Source organism: Aquiluna borgnonia (assembly GCF_013283855.1).
In the GTDB taxonomy this organism is placed as follows: domain Bacteria; phylum Actinomycetota; class Actinomycetes; order Actinomycetales; family Microbacteriaceae; genus Aquiluna; species Aquiluna borgnonia.
This window is the reverse complement of the sequence record NZ_CP054056.1, coordinates 384892-404892: the sequence shown is the minus strand read 5'-3', so window position 1 is coordinate 404892 and position 20001 is coordinate 384892. Positions and strand designations below refer to the sequence as shown.

Genomic DNA, 20001 nt, shown 5'->3' with positions numbered 1-20001 from the left:
GGTTTCGAGGTGCATGATTTGCGTCAATGCTAGGACCCAATCGAACTTATTCGAAGAAAAAACGACAAAAGTAATCAAGGTGTTAGCAAGAATTCGGACATATTCGTAAATTCTGGGTATCGTAATGGGACTGGAAAGGTGGTCTCGTGCTAGCAGCTCAGCGCAAGGCGAGAATCCTCGAAGAGGTTTCGCTCGCCGGTGCCATTCGCATAACCGACCTGGCGGAGAAGCTCGGAGTTTCCGAGGTGACCATTCGCCGCGATGTCGAGACATTGGCGAACCAGGGCATGGTGGACAAGGTCCACGGCGGCGTAACCTCAAACTCACTCTCCTCTACCCTGGAGCCCTCCTTTGACTCCACCTCCAAAAAGGAGCAGGGTGCCAAAGACGCCATCGCCAAGTTGGCCTTTGAACTTGTTAGGCCCGGCATGGCCGTGGCGCTGATGGGCGGAAGCTCCGTCTACGCGCTGGCTAAATTGCTCAAGGATCTTCCAAACCTGACCATAGTTACCAACTCGGTGCCAATTTCAGACCTGTTTGCTCAGAGCCCCAGGGGTGACCAGACCGTGGTGCTAACCGGCGGAGTGAGGACCCCTACCGACTCGCTGGTTGGGAACATCACCTCCGAGGTGTTCTCCAGATTCAACCTGGATCTTGTGTTTATGGGCACCCACGGCATGGACAGTGAATTTGGGTTCTCATCGCCAAACCTCGTTGAATCCGAAACTAACCGAGAGGTCATCAAGCGCAGCCAACGCTTTGTTGTGCTGGCCGACCACACCAAGTGGGGGATGCGCGGATTTAGCTCATTTGCAAGTTTCGAGCAGGCGGATGTCGTAATCACAGATTCTCAGCTACCAAAGACTGCACTGGCCTCACTCAATGAGAGCGTGCGGGATGTTCGAGTCGCTCAAATTCGCTAGCGCGACAGGTTGAGTGCGAGCAGGTAGCTGCCGATTGGTTTACCAAACCTCACCCCAACCTTTGCTAGATGTCCCTGCTCCACAAAGCCCAGCTTTTTGTGCAGGGCCATCGAGGCATCCGCACCGCGGTCGGCGATCACCGCGATAATCTCCCGCACCCCAACAGCTCGGCAGCGAGAGATCAAGTCTGCTAGCAGTCGGGTGCCGAGCTTCTTGCCAGTGGCCGCTGCCGATAGGTAAATCGAGTTCTCAACTATCTTGAGATAGCCGGAGCGTTGCCGCCAGGGAGCCACGAAGGCAAAGCCGATGACTTCTATGTCGCCTCTGACCATAACGATAAAGGGCAATTCAAATTTGCCCAGCAGCTCGTGTTTTTGCTTCCAGTAGTCCAAATCCAAAGGCTTGTCGTCAAAGGTGACGACGGTGTTTCTGATGAAGTAGTTGTAGATGTCTCGGATGGCGGGGAGGTCTTCCACGGTGGCGCTTCTGATCTCAAGGGGTTTTTCAGCCTCTGGGCCGCGTTGCCTGAGCCTTCGCACCAGGCGCCAACGAGTTTCGGAATCCACCACCTAAGCGCTCCAATCAATCTCGTTCAACCCCAACTCTAGAAGTGCTTTGTTACAGCGAGAAAACGGTTTTGACCCAAAGAAGCCGCGGTAGGCAGAGAGCGGTGAAGGGTGAGGCGATGCGATTACGACTGAACCCGAAAGCTTGGGAGCTAACTGTTGGGCCTTATCCCCCCACAAAATAGCCACCAGCTTTCCCGCTGATTCTTCTTGTAAGCGCTCCACCACCGCATCTGTGAACAGATCCCACCCCAAATCAAAGTGCGCACCCGACTGATGGCTCCGGGTGGTGAGGTGACGATTGAGAAGCATGACCCCGCGCTGCGACCAAGCGGTGATGTCCCCATCGGAAACAAATTCGGGACCTAGGTCATCTGCGAGCTCTCGAAGTATGTTTTTCAAACTCGGCGGTAACACCGGCGTTTGATTGGGAACCGCGAAGCTCAACCCCATGGCATGCTCGGGGTTTGGATATGGGTCCTGCCCAACAATCAGCACCCGGTAGCTCTTTGGGGGAAGAGCAAACACCCGCATCACATTCTCTTGAGCTGGAATCGAGAGTGGATCTTGCAAAACTGCCTGAGAAATTTCCCTCAGCAGTGGGAGTTGGTCGGATAGCAGCCGGACCCAGTCGGGGTGGAGCTGATCTTCGAACATTTTTCAATAGTAGAAGTGGGAAGATGGTGGAAGTTGATTTAGGGAGCAAAGATGCCAAGTCCGGTCGAGTTACTAACTGAGGCAAAGAGCTACGCAGCTCTTCTCTCGGAAATCCGACGAGAGCTCCACCAGATACCTGAGTTTGCTCTCAATCTCCCACAAACCCAGGCTCGAATCCTAAGTTCAATTGAAGGCTTGGGGGAGATTTTTCTGGGTAAAAGCCTGAGCTCGATCGCACTTTTGATTCGCGGGGAAAACCCCGGGCCCACGGTTTTGCTGCGCGCCGACATGGATGCGCTGAGTGTCACCGAGGAAACCGGTGAGCCGTTTTCTTCAACCAACGGTTTCATGCACGCCTGCGGTCACGATCTTCACATGGCAGCTGGCATTGGCGCCGCTCACCTGCTTGCCACCCACAAGGCTGAGCTCAAGGGCAACGTCTTGATCTGGTTCCAACCCGGTGAAGAGGGGCACCACGGCGCAGACGTCATGATCGAGGAGGGCTTTTTAGATCTCAGTGGCGAGCGCCCGATTGCCGCCTACGGACTGCATGTTTTTACCTCGCTACCGATTGGAGCAATTGCCTCAAAGGCCGGTGCCATGATGGCGAGCGCCGGAGACCTGCTGGTTAGTTTCCAAGGCTCCGGTGGCCACGGTTCAATGCCCTGGCTCTCTAAAGACCCAATCACCCCGATGGTTGAGGCCATCTCCGCCCTTCAGGTAATGCTCAATAAACGCTTCGATCAGTTTGACCCGGTGATTTTGAACGTCGGCTGGATTAGCGCTGGTGATCAAGCGACCACCAACGTGATTCCGGATTCAGCAAGTTTCGGAGCCACGGTTAGAACCTTTAGCCAGAGAAACACCGATTTGCTGCACACGCTCGTGCCAGAAATGATTCACTCGATTGCAAAGAGCTATGGACTCACTGCGACCGTGGAGTTCTCAGTCCCCACCAAGGTGCTGATGAACGACCCGGGTGCTATCGCTCGAGTGGAGCGAATCTCGCAGGAGCTCGTTGGTCCCGGTTACCAAACCATGCAGGTCCCGATCGCCGGCGGCGAGGACTTTGCCTCGATTGTTGCCGAGGTTCCTGGGGCCTTTGTGTTTGTGGGGGCTTGCCCGCCAGAGATCGACTACCAAACCGCGCCCACCAATCACAGCTCAAAGGCAAGGTTTGACGATTCAGTTTTGCCGCTGTGCTCTAGCCTGCTGGCCGCCTTGGCCTTTGACCACCTAGGGTAAAGTTACCTTCAGTTACGCCAAAGCTTGCAGGGTGCTGCGTTAGCATCCATAGTTTTCTCACCAAACAACTTTTGAAGGGTTCAACCATGTCAGATGCAACCAAGTGGGGTTTTGAGACCGTCCAGATTCACGCGGGCGCCACCCCCGACCCAGCCACCAATGCCCGCGCTGTTCCGATCTACAAGACCACCGCCTACACCTTCAACTCAGCCGAGCACGCTCGCAACCTCTTTGGTCTTGCTGAGTTCGGCAACATCTACACCAGAATCATGAACCCAACCCAGGATGTCGCTGAGAAGCGCATCGCAGCCCTTGAGGGCGGCACAGCTGCGCTGCTGCTGTCCTCGGGCCAAGCAGCCGAGACCTTTGCCATCTTGAACATCGCCCAGGCCGGCGACCACATTGTCTCCTCCTCCACCCTCTACGGCGGAACCTACAACCTCTTCAAATACACCCTTGCCAAGCTGGGTATTGAAACCACCTTCGTGGAGAACCAGGATGACGCTGCCGAATGGCAGGCTGCAGTTAGGCCAAACACCAAGCTGTTTTTTGCCGAGACCATCGGAAACCCAAAGGTTTCTATTCTGGACATCCGCAAGGTTGCCGACATCGCTCACGCCAGCGGTGTGCCGCTGATTGTGGACAACACGGTTGCCACCCCATACCTGATCAAGCCACTTGAGCACGGTGCAGACATCGTCGTGCACTCGGCCACCAAGTTCCTCGGCGGCCACGGCACCGTGGTCGCAGGTGCGATCGTCGACGGCGGCAAGTTCGAGTGGTCCAAGTCCGATAAGTTCCCAGGCCTAACTCAGCCGGACCCGAGCTACCACGGCGTGGTCTACACCCAGGCCCTGGGTGACGGCATCGCTTACATCATCAAGGCTCGCGTTCAGCTGCTGCGAGACATTGGAGCTGCAGTCTCTCCAGACACTGCGTTCTCGTTGATTCAGGGCATTGAAACCCTGAGCCTTCGCATGGAGCGCCACGTTGAAAACGCCAGCAAGATTGCCACGTGGCTCGAGCAGCACCCGCAGGTCATCAGCGTGAATTACGCAGGACTCGCCAGCTCCCCCTACCACGAGGCTCAGAAGCGCTACTCACCCAAGGGTGCCGGCGCAATTGTCTCGTTCGAGATCGTGGGCGGTGTGGATTCCGGAATCAAGTTCGTAGATGGCCTTGAGCTATTCAGCCACGTTGCCAACATCGGAGACGTTCGCTCACTCGTGATTCACCCTGCCTCCACCACCCACTCCCAGCTGAGCGAAAAAGACCTCGCCACCACGGGCGTTACCCCGGGCTTGGTTCGCCTCTCGGTTGGTCTTGAGACCTACGAGGACCTGATCGCCGACCTGCAGAAGGGTTTTGCCCAGGCAAAATAAATGGATTTTCAGATCTCTGAAGACTCTGCTCCCTCGGAATTCATTTCCGAGGAGCAGCGTCGTCAGCTGGTTGGAAGACCTCCTGCCACCGGAGCGTGGCTGGTCGGAGACCCGCTAGGAGATAGAAAGTTCACCGATGCATTCTCTCTCGAGCTGGAATCGGGAAAGACCCTGCACTCAGCCAGGCTGGCCTATGAGAGCTGGGGGGAGCTAAACGAATCAAAATCCAATGCCGTATTGGTGCTACACGCCCTCACCGGTGACAGCCACACGGTTGGTAATTCAAGCAAGGCGCACCCGACCTCGGGTTGGTGGAACGGGCTGATTGGCCCGGGCCTTGCCATTGATACCGATAAGTATTTTGTGCTGACCCCCAATGTCCTTGGAGGCTGTCAGGGGTCAACCGGGCCAAGCTCACTGAATCCTCGAGGTAATGAGTACGGAGCCAACTTTCCACAACTCACCATTCGAGACCAGGCCAACGCCTTCAACGAACTGGCCCGGCAACTGCAAATTGATAAGTGGTATGCAATTGTGGGCGGATCAATGGCCGGCATGCACGCCCTGGAAATGGTCATTGAGAACCCTGAAGTAACAAACCGGCTTGCAATCCTGGCTGCCCCGCCATTTTCGACCGCAGACCAGATTGCCCTGAACACGGTTCAGCTCGAAGCCATCCGCTCCGACAGTAATTTTGCAGGTGGCGATTACTACAACGCCAAGCCCGGATTCGGACCGCACCGCGGCCTGGCACTGGCTAGGCGTATGGCGCTTTTGAACTACCGCTCTCCCGAGGAGCTTAACGAGCGCTTTGGTCGCAGCTGGCAATCACAGGTCAGCCCAATTTCCGAAAACGGAAAGTATGCCGTTGAGAGCTACCTGGATTTTCACGGCAACAAATTCGTTCGGCGCTTTGATGCCAACAGCTACATAACGCTGGTTAGCGCAATGAACTCACACGATGTTGCCAGGGGCCGGGAATCACTGGAAAAAGCTCTTGGTCGCATCAGTTGCCCAACACTGGTTTTGGGCATCGACTCGGACCGACTGTTCCCACTGGCCGGCCAAGAACTTATCGCCAAGCACATCTCTGGAGAGCTCTACGGCGGAGAGCTTCAGGTGATTCAGAGTGAGTTTGGGCACGATGGCTTTTTGATTGAGATCGAAGAGGTTGGCCTGCGCCTTGGGGGCCTACTGCAGGCCTAGGCTTGCTCTCGTGAGTTTATTGCGCGCCAAAATTGCAGTTTCATTCTTTTTCCTCTCCGGTGGCTCTGCCCTTGCACTCTGGGCCGTTCATATCCCCCTGATTCAAAAAACCGTCGGTATTGACTACTCGACATTGGGATTTTTGCTGATGCTCTCAGGTGTTGGCGGCTATGCCGCGATGCAGCTTGGCGGCTGGCTAATTGATCACATCGGGGCGAAAACCACTACGAGACTGGGTGGTGTGATTGTTGGGCTGTCGCTGCTAGGGCCGGCATTCGCGGGTAACCCAATCACCCTCGGGCTTGCCATTGTCGGGATCGGCTTTGGGCTTGCGGGCATAGATGTTCCGATGAACGCGGCGGCTCTGCAGGTTGAAAAGGCAAACCACAGGGCAATCTTTACTTTCTTTCACCTGTTTTGGTCGGTGGGAGGTTTGCTCGGTGCTGCCCTTGGATACGCAACAATCGGTGCGGGATTCACCCAGAGCCAAACCCTGCCGGTCTATGGACTCTTACTCAGTGTGATCGGGTTTTTCATCGCCAGCTGGCTGCTGCCAAATGAGCCGGTGGCCAGCCGTGATAACAAGCAGGCCAACAAGGCAGCGAGTAAAGCCAATCGGCGAGTGCTGGCCTTCGTAATTTTGGCCGGCCTGATGTCGGCCAGCGGTGCCATTGTTGAGGGCGTTGCCCAGGACTGGTCGGCTCTTTATTTGATTGATATTCAAAACGCCTCGGTGTCTCTGGCTGCCTGGGGACTAGCTGCCTTCAACATCGGCATGATTTTGGGTCGTATTTTTATTGACCGCATCGTTGAGGCCAAGGGCAGGGGCTTCATTATTCGCTGGGGCTCACTGGCCAGTGCCGTGGCTATTGGCCTGCAGGCCATTGCCCCAAGCTACGAAATTTCCCTGGTGTTCTGGTTCCTGCTCGGTCTTGGAATCTCGGGGGTCGTTCCGCAGCTATTTGCAGAAGCCGGTGAGATTGGTGAGGCCAGTCACTCGGGTAGGAACATGGCGCAGGTGGTTGGCATCACCTACATCGGTGGTCTAGCCGGTCCATCAATCATCGGGCTACTCACCAACTCACTTGAACTAAACATCGCCATTGGTTGGGGTGCGGTGCTGGGAATCTTTATTGTCTTGAGCTATTCAAAACTGCAGAAATTGGAAAAATGAGCAAACTCTTTACACCCATCAAGATTCGCAACCTAGAGGTAAAAAACCGACTCTGGGTCTCGCCGATGTGCATGTACTCCTGCGAAAACCAAGATGGCGTGGTTGGGGATTTCCACCTGGTTCACCTGGGAGCTCGAGCACTTGGTGGTGCAGGTTTAGTCATGGCTGAGGCTTCGGGGGTAAACCCAGAGGGTCGGATCACTCCCTGGTGCCCTGGTCTTTGGAACCACGAGCAGGTTGAGGCTTGGCGCAGGGTTAATGACTTCATTCACCAGCAGGGCAGCGCAACGGCAATTCAGCTTGCACATGCTGGTCGCAAGGCTTCCACCCACCGCATGCAATCTGGTTCCGGGTCTATTTCTCCGAGTGAAGGCGGTTGGCAAACCTACTCCTCAACCGCTGAGGCCTTCCCGGGTTACCTGGCACCGAGAATGCTGGAGACCGATGAGATTCCAGGGTTGGTAACGGATTTCAAAGAGGCAGCTCTGCGGGCCGTAGAGGCCGGGTTCGATGCATTGGAGATTCACGCCGCTCACGGCTACCTCCTCCACCAGTTCCTAAGCCCCATCAGCAATAAACGATCTGACCAATACGGCGGAAGCCTCGAGAATAGAGCCAGGTTCCTGCTGGACATCGTTGACGAGGTCAGAAGCGCAATCGGCAGCGGGGTTCCTCTTTTGGTTCGCTTCAGCGCAACCGACTACGTGGAGGGCGGTTGGGACCCTGAGCAAACCAGTCAGGTTGCCCGCTGGGCCGCTGAGCTGGGGGCAGATTTATTTGACATCTCCTCCGGAGGGCTAATCACCGGGGTCAAGATTCCATCTGGCCCCGGCTACCAGGTTCCCCTGGCCCAGACTGTCCACGAACGCTCGGGTTCATCGGTCGGTGCGGTTGGGCAAATCACCAACGCAGCACAGGCCGAGGCCATCCTGGAATCCGGAGAGGTTGACGTGGTTCTAGTTGGCCGCGAATTCCTAAGAGATCCGTTCCTGGGATTGCGAGCGGCTCACGAGCTAGGCGAAGGTATTGATTGGCCAATCCAGTATGAGCGGGGAAAGTGGCCAACTGCCTAAAGCACACTGGGCAAACTAAACTACTGGCGTTTAGGAGCTGAATGTCCAAGCTGAACTTTTTCACCATCAAAGCGGTTGTGCCAAAGGCCGATCGTCTGGCTTTGATGCTGTTGGCATTTGCTCGTATCGGGGCAAACCTGCTGGACCTCGTTGGGCTGGCTGGAGTAGCGCTCTTGGCAACGGTTTTTGGAGGTTTCACCTCAGGAGGCGCGCAGTCTGTGCTCTCACTTCCCATCATCGGCACGTTGAAAATCACAGAGCGCGAAGCCATTTTGGTCGCGTTCGCGGTGGTGGTTGTTTTTGTCAGCAAATCCCTGCTTTCCGTGTGGCTAAGCCTTGTCTCAGCAAAGCGAGTTGCCAGAGTCGAATCAAAGTTTTCGAGGCAGATGGCGGACCACTTCTTCAAGCACGATGCCTCGAACGAGCAAGATTCACTCAGCGCCTTTCAAAACAAGGTTGTGCGAGCTAGTGAGTCACTTGGAGATTTTCTAAAGGCTCGATACCTTCTGATTTCAGAGTCAGCTCTGGCAGTAGCGATTGTTGGTGCATTTCTTTTTATCAATCCACTGGCTTCTGTCTCACTTTTTGTATTTTTAGGGATTGTTCTTGCGCTCTTGAACCGTCTGTCATCCAGGAAGATTCGGTCAAATTCAACTCGTCAGCAAGCGGGGTACGAAGTTTCTCTGCGCACCACAAAGGACCTCTTCGGCATAAAGCGAGAGTCTCAGCTAGCGGGAGTTTCAGAAGCTTGGCTCGAGAAATTTGCCAAAGCAAGATCGCAAGCTGCTGACGGCTCAGCGGTTCTCTTTGTCCTCTATGGCCTCCCCCGCTACGTGGTGGAGACCTCCCTGATCCTTGGAATTTTTGCTTTCTTGGGCGGGGTAGTCATATTTAGCGACATCCCATCCCAGGCAGTCACCATAGGTGTGTTCATGGCCGGTGGTTTGCGTTTGGTTGCCTCGCTTTTGCCGCTGCAAGCAGCCTGGAACCAAATGCTGAATGGTGCCGCTATCGGTCAAGAGGCCTATGAGATTCTCCTCAAAAAAGAGTCGGCTGAATCAAGGGCTTCACTCGAATCATCAATCGCAGACGGTCCAATCTCCCTAGAGTTCAAAGCCGTTCACTTCTCCTACGGACCCGATGCACAGGTGGTTCGCGGGGTTAGCTTTAGGGCTGAACCGGGTCAAAAGACTGCTCTGGTTGGGCCATCCGGTGCTGGTAAAACCACAATCTTTGATTTAGCACTTGGGTTCCGAGAAGCTCAATCTGGCGAAGTACTACTCTCCGGCAATCACCCAATACACCTGATTGAGGCTCAGCCTGGAATCGTCGGGCTCGTGCCGCAGCGCCCCCACCTGGTTACCGGTTCGCTGTCTCAAAATGTTTCACTGGTTCCGGATGATCAAACTGACAGGGACTGGGCAGCTAGCTGCCTGCAGAGCGCGGGTCTTGGGCATTTTGTGAACGCCGAGGCAGGTTTGGATTTGGAAATTCAGCCCGATGCCGGTCAGTTATCCGGTGGAGAAATTCAGCGCCTAGGCCTAGCTAGAGCCCTCTACCGTAAACCAAAGATTCTTTTCCTGGACGAGGCAACCAGTGCTCTGGATGCAGAGACCGAATCCAAGATTGCTCAGATGCTGGATTCGCTTCGCGGGGAGCTAACCATCGTGCTGATTGCCCACCGACTCTCGACTGTCTTAAACAGCGACAAGATTGTCTATCTCAAAGAGGGCGAAGTGGTTGCCGAAGGAACCTTTGCCGAGCTCAAAGCCAAGGTTCCAGATTTCAACCAGGCGGTTGAGTTGATGGGGCTTAGCTCTTAGCGCCTGGTCGCGTCTTCAATCTCTCCAACCAGTTCCTCGATGATGTCCTCCAGGAACAGGCAGCCGACGATTTCTCCGCTTGCCGAAAAACTTCTTGCGATATGGGCGCCGGAGCGTCGCATCTGAGCGAGTGCGTCTTCGAGCTCAGCGGTTTGCGGGATTGAAATCATTGGCCTGAGGCGCTTTGGTGGCAGGCTTCGGTCAAGCTCTGCCTCGCTCTTGGCGAGCGCGTCCTTGATGTGCCAGTAGCCAATGATTTCACTGGAGCCATTTATCACCGGGTAGCGCGAGAAGCCGTGATCGCTAACTGCTTGCTGAAGCTCTGCTGGGGTTGCGGTGATTCCCAAGCTCACCAGCTGAGATATAGGGACTGCAACATCGGCAACGGTCTTCTCGGTGAACTCAAAGGCCTTCAGGATGGTTCCGGAATCATCCTCCAAGGTTCCGAGCTTCGCGCTCTCGTTTACGATCCCTTCCACTTCCTCGAGGGTGTAGGCGTTGTCTGCCTCATCCCTCGGGGTAAAGCCAAAGGCTCTGAGGATCAGGTTAGAGACGGCGTTAAGGCTCTTCACCAGCGGGCTAACTAGGGTTGCGATTGCAAAGAGAATTGGCGTCAGCGCCAGAGCCGACTTGTCCGGAATAGCGATTGCAATGTTCTTGGGGAGCATTTCGCCCAGCACAACGTGGAGGTAGGTGACCAGTATTAGGGCAGTGCTGAAAGAGACCACGGATACCAGGTCATCGGAGAGCCCAATGGCATGAAGCGGAACCTCGAGCAGGTGGTGTATCGAGGGCTCTGCAATCAACAGGATCAAAAGTGAAGACACGGTAATTCCCAGCTGGGCGGTTGCCAGCATCAGCGAGACCCGCTCCATTCCCCGCAGGGTGATCTTGGCTGCTGTATTTCCAGCTTCTGCCTTGGGTTCAATCTGGGCTCGCCTTGCTGATATCACGGCAAATTCCGCCCCAACGAAAAATGCGTTAGAGATCAGCAGCACTACGAGCCAGACCAGCCCCATCAAATCACTGGACATCATTAGCCTCCAGCGGAACAAATTTCACTCGGTCCACTCGCCTGCCATCCATCCGGATCACGCTTAGCGTGCCGGCGGTTATGGCGACTGAGTCTCCAACCTCGGGAATCTTCTCTAGCTCGCTCATGAGGAAGCCCGAGATGGTGTCGTAGTCTTCGTCTTCAGCAACCGCAAGCCCGTGCTCTCGCAGCTCCGCGGGTCGCAGCATTCCCGAGAAAGTCAGCGAACCGTCGGAAAAACTAACGACCTGGGATCGAGCCTTGTCGTGCTCATCATCCAGTTCACCGACCAGTTCTTCGATGGCATCCTCGAGGGTCACGATGCCGGCTGTGCCGCCGTATTCGTCGATCACCACGCCAAACTGCAGTCCTTTACCGCGCAGCTGCAAAATCAGCGCATCAAGTGGCATGGTCTCTGGAACCCTGACCGGTTCAACCATCAGGGCGGAAATTGGCACGAGTGCTCGGCGCTCAATCGGAACTGATATCGCTCGCTTGAGGTGAACCACTCCAACGATGTCATCCTCATCCTCACCCTCCACCGGGAAGCGCGAGTGACCGGTGCTGCGAGCCAGGTCAATGAGATCTGCCGCGGTCTGAGATCGCTCCAGGGAGTGCATCTTTGGCCTTGGGGTCATGATGTCATTGGCTAAAAGCGAAGAGAGCGAAATGGTCTTTTCCAGTAACTGGGCGGTGTCTTGCTCCAGTGATCCGAGGTGGGCACTGCGGCGCACCAAAGCTGCAAGTTCCTGGGGCGAGCGTGCGGAGGAGAGCTCTTCCTTTGGCTCAATTCCAAAGCGGCGCACCAGCCAGTTTCCATTTTGATTTAGGAACCAGATCAGCGGCTTGAACAGCCAACTGAAGGCAACCTGGAACCCAACCACGAGCTTCAGTACTTTTACCGGGGAGCTCAGTGCCATGTTCTTGGGAACCAGCTCGCCAATCAGGAATGACACCAGGGTTGCGATTGTCATCGCCAGGGCGATGCTGAATCCAGAAATCAAATCTTGAGAAACGCCAATCTCGCTCAGCCAGGGAGTCAGCAGCCTGGAGAGGGATGGCTCTGCCACAAAACCTGTAAGCAGCGTGGTGAGGGTGATTCCCAGCTGGGCAGCTGAGAGGTGGGTTGAGGTCTTGGCAACCGCCGCGATTGGAAGATCCAGGCCCTTTTGGCCATTCTCACGCATCGCCTCGAGCTCGATGCGCTCGACATTGATCAGGGAAAATTCACTCGCGACAAAAAGGCCGGTTCCAATGGTGAGCAGAACGCCAAAAAGTAGCAGCAGGTAATCGGACATTAGTTCCCCTGCTGCCAGTTGCGTTTATCTGGCTCCATTTCATCTCCAACTATAGCCAGCGAGATGGCTAGACTTAGATTTGGTTTGTTGGAATAGTTCAAAGGGGCACCCTTGTCGTCAGTCGACAATCACAATTCCGAATCGGATTTTGGCGCTAACGAGTGGCTCGTTGCCGAGATGTATGGGCAGTGGCTCACCAACCCCGACGCAGTTGACAAATCTTGGTGGCCAATCCTCGAGCGCTATGCGCTTACTCAGCAGCCCCAGGTTGTGCCAGCCCCGGTTTTCGACTCCGGCGAACCAACGACCGGCTCACTAAAAATCATCAACACCGACTCCACCGTGGTGCAGAGTTTTGACGCCTCCGCACCGGCCCCGGTCACCGAGGCAATTACCATTCCGGTCGCCAAGACTTCCTCCCTAGCGCCTTCAAACGCTCCGGTTCCCGCTGACTTGCCAGCTGCCACAGGTTCAATGCCGGTAGTTGGTGCCGAGGATGAGGAGCAGCCCGAGGTCAACATTCTCCGAGGCATGGCCAAGACTCTTGCGTCAAACATGGACGCGTCACTCTCTATCCCCACCGCTACCAGCGTGCGACAAGTGCCAGCCAAGTTGCTGATTGATAACCGCATCGTTATTAACTCTCACCTCAAACGCACCAGAGGTGGAAAAGTTTCTTTCACCCACCTGATTGGCTATGCGGTGGTGCAGGCCCTCAAAGAGTTCCCCAGCCAAAATGTTTTTTACGACGAGGTCGACGGCAAGCCCGCAGCTGTTACTCCAGCCAACATCAATTTCGGACTAGCGATTGACATTCCAAAGCCTGACGGCACCCGGGCGCTGCTTGTTCCAAACATCAAGCGCGCCCAGAAGCTGAACTTCGCAGAGTTTGTCTCCGCCTACGAGACCCTGGTTAGAAAGGCTAGAGACAATAAGCTGACCGCCGAGGATTTTGCCGGCACCACAATTTCGCTAACCAACCCAGGCGGCATCGGAACAGTTCACTCGGTTCCAAGGCTGACCCGAGGTCAGGGCTGCATCGTCGGTGTCGGTGCGCTGGATTACCCAGCGCAGTTCCAGGGCATGGCCGAGGAAATGCTTGCCGAGCAGGGCATTGGCAAGATTCTCACCCTCACCTCCACCTACGACCACCGCGTGATTCAGGGTGCCGGAAGCGGCGAGTTCTTGAAGATCATCAACGAGCTACTGCTTGGTGAGCGCGGTTTCTACGACAAGATCTTTGCGGACATGAGGATTCCCTACTCCCCAGTGGTTTGGGTCAACGATTTCCACTGGGACCTCTCGGACCAAAGTGGCAAGAACACCCGAATTCAGGAGTACATCAACGCCTTCCGCGTTCGCGGTCACCTGATTGCAGATGTGGACCCACTGGAGTACCAGCAGCGCTGGCACCCAGACCTGGATATTCGCTCCTACGGTCTAAGCCTTTGGGATCTAGACCGAACCTTTAAGACCGGTGGCTTCGGCGGTCGCACCAAGGCCAAGTTCCGCAACATGCTTGGAATCCTCAGGGATAGCTACTGCCGCACCGTGGGTGTGGAGTACATGCACATCCAGAACCCAGCCGAGCGCGAGTGGTTCCAGGAAAAACTTGAGCGCCCCTACCAAAAGCCCACCAAGGAAGAGCAGTTCAGAATTCTGAACAAGCTGAACGAGGCGGAGGCTTTTGAGACCTTCCTGCAGACCAAGTTTGTTGGGCAGAAGCGCTTCTCCCTCGAAGGTGGCGAGTCACTGATTCCATCGCTCGATGAGATTCTGCAGAATGCAGCTCATGCTGGCATGGATGAGGTTGCCATCGCCATGGCCCACCGCGGTCGCCTGAACGTACTAACCAACGTTGCCGGTAAGACCTACGGCCAGGTATTCCGGGAATTTGAAGGGTCCACCGACACCAAGAGTGTTCAGGGTTCGGGAGACGTGAAGTATCACCTTGGAACCGAAGGGGTCTTCACCTGCACCGATGGCTCAACCGTTAAGGTTTCCCTGGCTGCTAACCCTTCACACCTCGAGGCGGTAAACCCGGTTCTCGAGGGGATTGTCCGGGCCAAGCAGGACCGACTCGGAAACCCAGAGAACTTCCCGGTACTGCCGATCCTGATCCACGGCGATGCCGCGTTCATCGGTCAGGGCGTGGTTCCAGAAACCATGCAGATGAGTGGCCTAGAGGGCTACAACGTTGGCGGAACCGTCCACATCGTGGTGAACAACCAGGTGGGCTTTACCACCCTGCCCAAGGACTCCAGAACTTCGGTTTACTCAACCGATGTGGCCAAGGCGATTCAGGCACCGATCTTCCACGTCAACGGCGATGACCCTGAGGCGGTAGTGAGAGTCTCCCGACTGGCCTTCGAGTACCGTCAGGAATTCAAGAAGGACGTAGTCATCGACATCGTCTGCTACCGCAGACGCGGTCACAACGAGGGCGATGACCCTTCGATGACTCAGCCGCTGATGTACAACCTGATTGAGCACAAGCGCAGTGTCCGCACCCTGTACCTGGAGAACCTGGTGGGTCGCGGAGACATCAGCCAGGAAGAATTTGACGCTGCTAACGCAGCCTTCCAGGCCAACCTGGAAAAGGCGTTCATTGATGTTCACGAGGCCATGAGCCAGCCAGTCGCTCTGCCAGAGCGCCCAGTTGGCATCGGTACCACAGCTAGCGAGAAGCAGCAGGTTGCCCGCCCAACCGCAATTGCCAGGGAACTGGTTGAGGCAATCGGAAATGCTCACGCCAACCAGCCAGAGGGCTTCAATGTTCACCCCAAGCTCGCTCAACTCCTTCAAAAGCGCGTTGAAATGAGCCGTGAGGGTGGCATCGACTGGGGCTTTGGCGAGCTGCTTGCCTTCGGGTCACTATTGGTTGAGGGCGTAAACGTTCGCCTTGCCGGACAGGACGCTAGACGAGGCACATTCGTGCAGCGTCACGCAAGCTTCCACGATCGACTCACCGGCCAGGAGTGGATGCCGCTGCAGTTCATTAGCGAGCAGCAGGCCCAGTTCAGGGTCTACAACTCACTTTTGAGCGAGTATGCAGCCTTGGGCTTTGAGTACGGCTACTCAGTTGAGCTGCCAGATTCGCTAACCCTCTGGGAAGCTCAGTTCGGTGACTTCGTAAACGGCGCTCAGACCATTTTGGACGAGTTTATTTCCTCTGCCGAGCAGAAGTGGAACCAGTTCTCCTCGGTTGTCCTGCTGCTGCCTCACGGCTACGAAGGCCAGGGCCCGGACCACTCCTCTGCGAGAATCGAACGGTTCCTGCAGCTGTGTGCTGAGAACAACATGACCGTTGCTCAGCCCTCCACGCCAGCCTCCCACTTCCACCTGCTGCGCAGGCAGGCATTCTCCACACCCAAGCGCCCACTGGTGGTGTTCGCACCTAAGTCGATGCTCCGCCTAAAGGCAGCCTCCTCTGCGGTTGAGGACTTCACCACCGGAAGCTTTAGGCCGCTGATCAACGACGAGCAGAACCTTGACCCGAATAAGGTTCAGAAGGTGCTGTTCTGCTCGGGCAAGATCTACTGGGATCTGTTGGCCGAGAGCCAAAAGCGCGGCGATGGCACAACTGCCATCGTCCGGGTCGAGCAGCTCTACCCAACTCCGGTTGAAGAGATGAAGGCAGCCATTTCTCAGTTCCCGAACGCCCAGCTGCGCTGGGTTCAGGATGAGCCACTGAACCAGGGGCCCTGGACCTACATGGGTCTGTTCATGCCGAAATACGGCATCAACTTCACCCCCGTTGCAAGGCCGGCGTCCGCATCGCCAGCATCCGGTTCGGCTAAGCGTCACGCAGCTGAGCAAGCGGACTTGATCCAGCGAGCATTTCAGGGCTGATGCGATCGCTCAGGGTGGTAATTCTCGGTGACGAACTCCTCACCGCGTCTGGCGACCCCAAAGGATTAGGTTGGTTGGGCCGAGTCCAGGCCCGGCTTCCGCAGGGCGAGGACGTGGCATTTTTCCCGCTGGCCATGGTCGGTGAAACCACATCCAGCCTGCTGGAGCGTTGGCGCCGGGAGGCCATGATTCGCTTCACCCCCGAGACCGAAAACTACCTCGTTTTGGCGCTGGGTGCTGCCGACGTGAAGGCCGGAGTCACAATCTCTCGCTCTCGTCTAAACCTGGCATCGCTGCTGGATGATGCGCTGCGGGAGGGCGTAAAGGTATTTGTTGTTGGGCCAACCCCAACCGGAGATGCCCAGCTTGACTTTGAGATTGAGCACCTCTCCAATGGCTTTGAGGACGTTGTAAGACGCCGTCAGATTCAATACGTCGACTGCTTCAAGCCGCTTCGTGAACACGAGGGCTGGCAGCAGGAGACCGCCGCTCACCCGAGGGGATTGCCCGGTCAGGTTGGTTACGGATTGGTTGCTTGGCTGGTTCTAAACCGAGGATGGTTTGAGTGGTTAGGACTTACCGAAACCCAGGGTTAGTTGTGGTCTTGGATTTCCTTTAGGCGCTCCATGACTCGCTGAGCAAGCTCGGCAGCAGGGGCCTCATCGCAAGAACGCTGAATTACCTGGTTGAAAACAATCTCAATGTCGTAGTGCTCTTCACAAGAGTCGCAATTAGCCAGGTGGGCGGTAATTGCTTCATTCTCTTCGGTTTGGATCTCGGCGTGTAGGTACTCGTGAACGCTGCGCTTTACTTCTTCGCAATCAACTGGCTTCACTTTTCCTCCTTATCGACTCGGTATCCTTCCTGGATAGCGTAATCAGATAACAATGTTTTCAGCATTTTCTTCCCGCGATGTAATCGCGACATTACGGTGCCCACCGGGGTGTCCATAACTTCGGCAATTTCTGCGTAGGGAAGACCTTCAACTACGGCATAGTAGACGACCATGCGAAACTCCTGCGGAATCTGATCCAGAGCGTCGCGAATTACCGTTGACGGCACATTATCGATGGCGACCGACTCCGCACTGCGGGTGCTGGTGGAGGTCACTGACTCCCCCATGCCAATTTGCCAATCCTCTAGGTCATCAAGCGCAGTCTTGGCTTGATCCTTGGCACGCTTGTTGTAGAGGTTGATGTGGGTGTTGGTCATGATTCGGAACAGCCAGGCTTTTAGGTTGGTGCCCTGTTCAAATTTTCCCCAGGCCGCAAAAGCTTTGGCAAAAGTTTCCTGCACTAAATCTTCGGCATCGGAGGGGTTTCTGGTCCAACGCAACGCTGCGCCGTAAAGCTGAGGCATTAGGGGTAACGCTTCGCGCTCAAAAGAGATGAGCTTCTCTGATTTTTTGTCAGGCATCAGTTCTGAGTGTAGCCACATTGTTTCTGCAGTCGCACCCTTTTAAATTATCTTTGGGTATCTTTGAGGCTAATGACTTCCTCACACCCGTTTTGGCCAGCGCCTGTGGCGCAAGCGCTAGACGCCGTCGTGAACCTACCAGGGTCAAAATCTCTAACCAATCGCGAACTTGTACTAAGTGCGATTGCTAGCGAACCGACCCTGCTGGTTGCTCCGCTTCGCTCTAGGGACTCAGAACTAATGATCCAGGCGCTGCGCTCGCTCGGTATCGGTTTTGAATGGCAGGGCGAAAATTTGCTGGTGACCCCGGTGGAACTCAGCGGGCCGGCGACCATTGACTGCGGGCTTGCTGGAACCGTTATGCGCTTTGTTCCACCGCTGAGTGGGTTGGCAAAAGGTGACATCTTTTTTGATGGCGATGCCGGAGCCAGGCGTCGGCCGATGCACACCACAATTGAGTCGCTCCGCGCCCTCGGCATTGAGGTGAGCAGTGAGACGATGGGCCTTCCGTTTACCGTCCACGCCAGCGGGTCAGTAGCCGGTGGCGATTTGGAAATTGACGCCTCAGCCTCCTCACAGTTTGTCTCGGGCCTGCTGCTGGTTGCCGCCAAGTTTGAATCCGGGCTAACCCTCACTCACAGTGGGCAAGAGCTACCTTCACTCCCACACATTGAAATGACTTTGGAAGCCCTTAGGCAGCGAGGCGTTAGGGCCTTCGCCCTAAGCGAGCGCAGCTGGCGGGTGGAGCCTGGGGCAGTCTCCGGCGGCACCAAAGTCATAGAACCCGATCTTTCAAACGCCGGACCATTTTTGGCTGCGGCCATGGTGGCAGGTGGCCGGGTGGCCATTCCGAACTGGCCATCTGAAACCACTCAGGTGGGGGCTGAATTCGAGCGAATCCTGCCCATGATGGGCGCCAGGGTTCAAAACAGCTCTGGGGCCTTGGTTGTTGAGGGTTCAGGGATAATCCGTGGAATCGACATTGACCTATCTATCGGTGGGGAGTTGGCGCCAGTCATCGCCGCCTTGGCTGCTCTAGGAGATTCCCCCTCGAGGATCACCGGGATCGCTCACCTCCGAGGTCACGAAACCGACCGCCTGACGGCACTGAGCACTGAGATAAACCGCCTAGGCGGTTCAGTAACTGAGTTAGCGGACGGGCTTGCAATTGAGCCCGCAGAGCTTCACGGGGGCCAGTGGCTTAGCTACGAGGATCACCGCATGGCAACTGCGGGAGCGATTATCGGACTGAAGATCCCCGGGGTTCAGGTGGAGAACATTGCCACCACGGCTAAAACCATGCCTGAGTTTGTAACGCTCTGGGAAAAGATGCTGGAGAGCAAGTGAGCTGGCTTTACGAGCCAAATAACTCCTTCGATCTGGACGAGGATGATGTCCGGATTAGACCAAACCCCAAGGGTTCTAAACCCAGAACCAAACGCCGACCTAATTTTGATGACGCTCCGCTGGGGATGGTCACCGAGGTTCACCTGGCTCGCTACCAGGTACTGATGGAAAACGGGCAAACCGTTACTGCCACCCTCGCCAAAGAGCTTCGCCGCCAGGGCTGCGTCACCTGCGATCAGGTAAGGCTTGACGGGGTGGTTACCGCCGAAAAGGGCACCCTGGCTCGCATTGTGAAAATTGAACCGCGCAGCTCAGAGCTGACTAGAAGCTCAGACGAATCTGACAGCGCAGACCAGACCATTGTCGCTAATGCCGATCAGCTCGTGATTGTGATGGCCGCTGCCAACCCTGAGCCAAGGCCAAGGCTGGTGGATAGATACCTGGTGGCTGCCTTCAACGCAGGCCTTAAGCCAATTTTGGTGATGACCAAGTGCGACTTGGCAGACCCGGGAGATTTTCTAAAGGCTTTTGAGGGTTTTGACCTGAGGATTTTTAAGCACTCCAGCGAAAATCCAAAGCTGGAGCAGTTGATTACTTGGCTAGAGGGTCATAAATCAGTATTTGTTGGCCACTCGGGCGTAGGCAAAACCTCACTCATCAACCTGCTCGCACCAAATTACGAGCGCGCCACCGGAAGCGTTAACGAGGTGACCGGGAAGGGCAAGCACACCTCGAGCTCGGCAAAAGCCATTCCGGCTGCCGGGGGTTGGATCATCGACACCCCGGGAGTTCGGACCTTTGGTTTGGCGGGCATCAACTCGCAGGGAATCCTGAAGGGGTTTGCTGATTTGGCAGAGGGAGCTAAGAGTTGCCCCAGGGACTGCTCTCACCTCGAGAGCGCTCCGGACTGCGAATTGGATGCCCAGCTGCAGCGCGGCGAGCTCTCCGCCCAGCGACTTGACTCCTTCCGCAGGCTTGTAGGGGCCATCAGCTCGGTAGATTAGGT

Annotated in this window: 17 protein-coding genes; 11 read left to right on the top strand and 6 right to left on the bottom strand. The window is 55.8% G+C overall.

The window, feature by feature from the left end; translation table 11 throughout:
* Positions 1–146: 146 nt before the first annotated feature.
* Entirely contained in the window at positions 147–923 is a 777-nt protein-coding gene (locus HRU87_RS02150) for a DeoR/GlpR family DNA-binding transcription regulator (RefSeq protein ID WP_173493323.1), read from the top strand.
* Here HRU87_RS02150 and HRU87_RS02145 read toward each other — a convergent pair.
* Together HRU87_RS02145 and HRU87_RS02140 are read right to left on the bottom strand one after the other, a co-directional pair.
* Positions 920–1492 carry a GNAT family N-acetyltransferase gene (locus tag HRU87_RS02145; RefSeq protein ID WP_173493322.1) on the bottom strand — a complete coding sequence of 191 codons (573 nt, stop codon included), beginning with the start codon at positions 1490–1492 and terminating at the stop codon, positions 920–922. The two genes, HRU87_RS02150 and HRU87_RS02145, sit on opposite strands and share 4 nt — an antisense overlap.
* The gene (locus HRU87_RS02140) at positions 1493–2146 is read right to left on the bottom strand and encodes a uracil-DNA glycosylase (protein WP_173493321.1); all 654 of its coding nucleotides are present in this window, start codon (positions 2144–2146) and stop codon (positions 1493–1495) included.
* Positions 2147–2197: 51 nt separating this feature from the next.
* On the opposite strand from HRU87_RS02140, the gene HRU87_RS02135 reads away from it, so the two are divergent.
* The 6 genes from HRU87_RS02135 (at position 2198) to HRU87_RS02110 (ending at position 10049) form a co-directional block, all read left to right on the top strand.
* The gene (locus tag HRU87_RS02135; protein ID WP_173493320.1) at positions 2198–3391 is read left to right on the top strand and encodes a M20 metallopeptidase family protein; all 1194 of its coding nucleotides are present in this window, start codon (positions 2198–2200) and stop codon (positions 3389–3391) included.
* An 86-nt stretch (positions 3392–3477) separates the two neighbouring features.
* Complete coding sequence (locus HRU87_RS02130) at positions 3478–4773, top strand: bifunctional o-acetylhomoserine/o-acetylserine sulfhydrylase (protein WP_173493319.1); 1296 nt, start codon at positions 3478–3480, stop codon at positions 4771–4773.
* Positions 4774–5979, top strand: a complete 1206-nt coding sequence (gene metX / locus HRU87_RS02125; RefSeq protein ID WP_173493318.1) for a homoserine O-acetyltransferase MetX — start codon at positions 4774–4776, stop codon at positions 5977–5979.
* Positions 5980–5989: 10 nt separating this feature from the next.
* Positions 5990–7153, top strand: coding sequence for an MFS transporter (locus HRU87_RS02120; protein WP_173493317.1), 1164 nt, complete (start codon positions 5990–5992; stop codon positions 7151–7153).
* A complete protein-coding gene (locus tag HRU87_RS02115; RefSeq protein WP_173493316.1) occupies positions 7150–8226 on the top strand; it encodes an NADH:flavin oxidoreductase/NADH oxidase in 1077 nt (358 codons plus the stop codon). Before HRU87_RS02120 ends, HRU87_RS02115 begins: the two co-directional genes overlap by 4 nt.
* A gap of 41 nt (positions 8227–8267) precedes the next feature.
* Complete coding sequence (locus HRU87_RS02110) at positions 8268–10049, top strand: ABC transporter ATP-binding protein (RefSeq protein WP_173493315.1); 1782 nt, start codon at positions 8268–8270, stop codon at positions 10047–10049.
* On the opposite strand, the gene HRU87_RS02105 is transcribed toward HRU87_RS02110, so the two are convergent.
* Both HRU87_RS02105 and HRU87_RS02100 read right to left on the bottom strand, forming a co-directional pair.
* Entirely contained in the window at positions 10046–11083 is a 1038-nt protein-coding gene (locus HRU87_RS02105) for a hemolysin family protein (RefSeq protein WP_173494225.1), read from the bottom strand. The two genes, HRU87_RS02110 and HRU87_RS02105, sit on opposite strands and share 4 nt — an antisense overlap.
* Positions 11073–12380 (bottom strand): hemolysin family protein, encoded by a 1308-nt coding sequence (locus HRU87_RS02100; RefSeq protein WP_173493314.1) that lies wholly within the window; start codon positions 12378–12380, stop codon positions 11073–11075. Before HRU87_RS02100 ends, HRU87_RS02105 begins: the two co-directional genes overlap by 11 nt.
* Before the next feature lie 111 nt (positions 12381–12491).
* Here HRU87_RS02100 and HRU87_RS02095 point away from each other — a divergent pair, with 111 nt between their 5' ends.
* Both HRU87_RS02095 and HRU87_RS02090 read left to right on the top strand, forming a co-directional pair.
* Complete coding sequence (locus HRU87_RS02095) at positions 12492–16232, top strand: multifunctional oxoglutarate decarboxylase/oxoglutarate dehydrogenase thiamine pyrophosphate-binding subunit/dihydrolipoyllysine-residue succinyltransferase subunit (protein WP_173493313.1); 3741 nt, start codon at positions 12492–12494, stop codon at positions 16230–16232.
* On the top strand, positions 16232–16828 hold the full coding sequence (locus HRU87_RS02090) for a GDSL-type esterase/lipase family protein (protein WP_173493312.1): 597 nt from the start codon (positions 16232–16234) through the stop codon (positions 16826–16828). Before HRU87_RS02095 ends, HRU87_RS02090 begins: the two co-directional genes overlap by 1 nt.
* Here HRU87_RS02090 and HRU87_RS02085 read toward each other — a convergent pair.
* Positions 16825–17067, bottom strand: coding sequence for a zf-HC2 domain-containing protein (locus tag HRU87_RS02085; protein WP_173493311.1), 243 nt, complete (start codon positions 17065–17067; stop codon positions 16825–16827). The genes HRU87_RS02090 and HRU87_RS02085 overlap by 4 nt on opposite strands.
* Entirely contained in the window at positions 17064–17648 is a 585-nt protein-coding gene (locus HRU87_RS02080) for a sigma-70 family RNA polymerase sigma factor (RefSeq protein ID WP_173493310.1), read from the bottom strand. Before HRU87_RS02080 ends, HRU87_RS02085 begins: the two co-directional genes overlap by 4 nt.
* A gap of 72 nt (positions 17649–17720) precedes the next feature.
* On the opposite strand from HRU87_RS02080, the gene aroA reads away from it, so the two are divergent.
* The gene (gene aroA, locus HRU87_RS02075; protein ID WP_173493309.1) at positions 17721–18995 is read left to right on the top strand and encodes a 3-phosphoshikimate 1-carboxyvinyltransferase; all 1275 of its coding nucleotides are present in this window, start codon (positions 17721–17723) and stop codon (positions 18993–18995) included.
* Complete coding sequence (gene rsgA, locus HRU87_RS02070) at positions 18992–19999, top strand: ribosome small subunit-dependent GTPase A (protein WP_173493308.1); 1008 nt, start codon at positions 18992–18994, stop codon at positions 19997–19999. Before aroA ends, rsgA begins: the two co-directional genes overlap by 4 nt.
* The last annotated feature ends 2 nt before the right edge of the window (positions 20000–20001 follow it).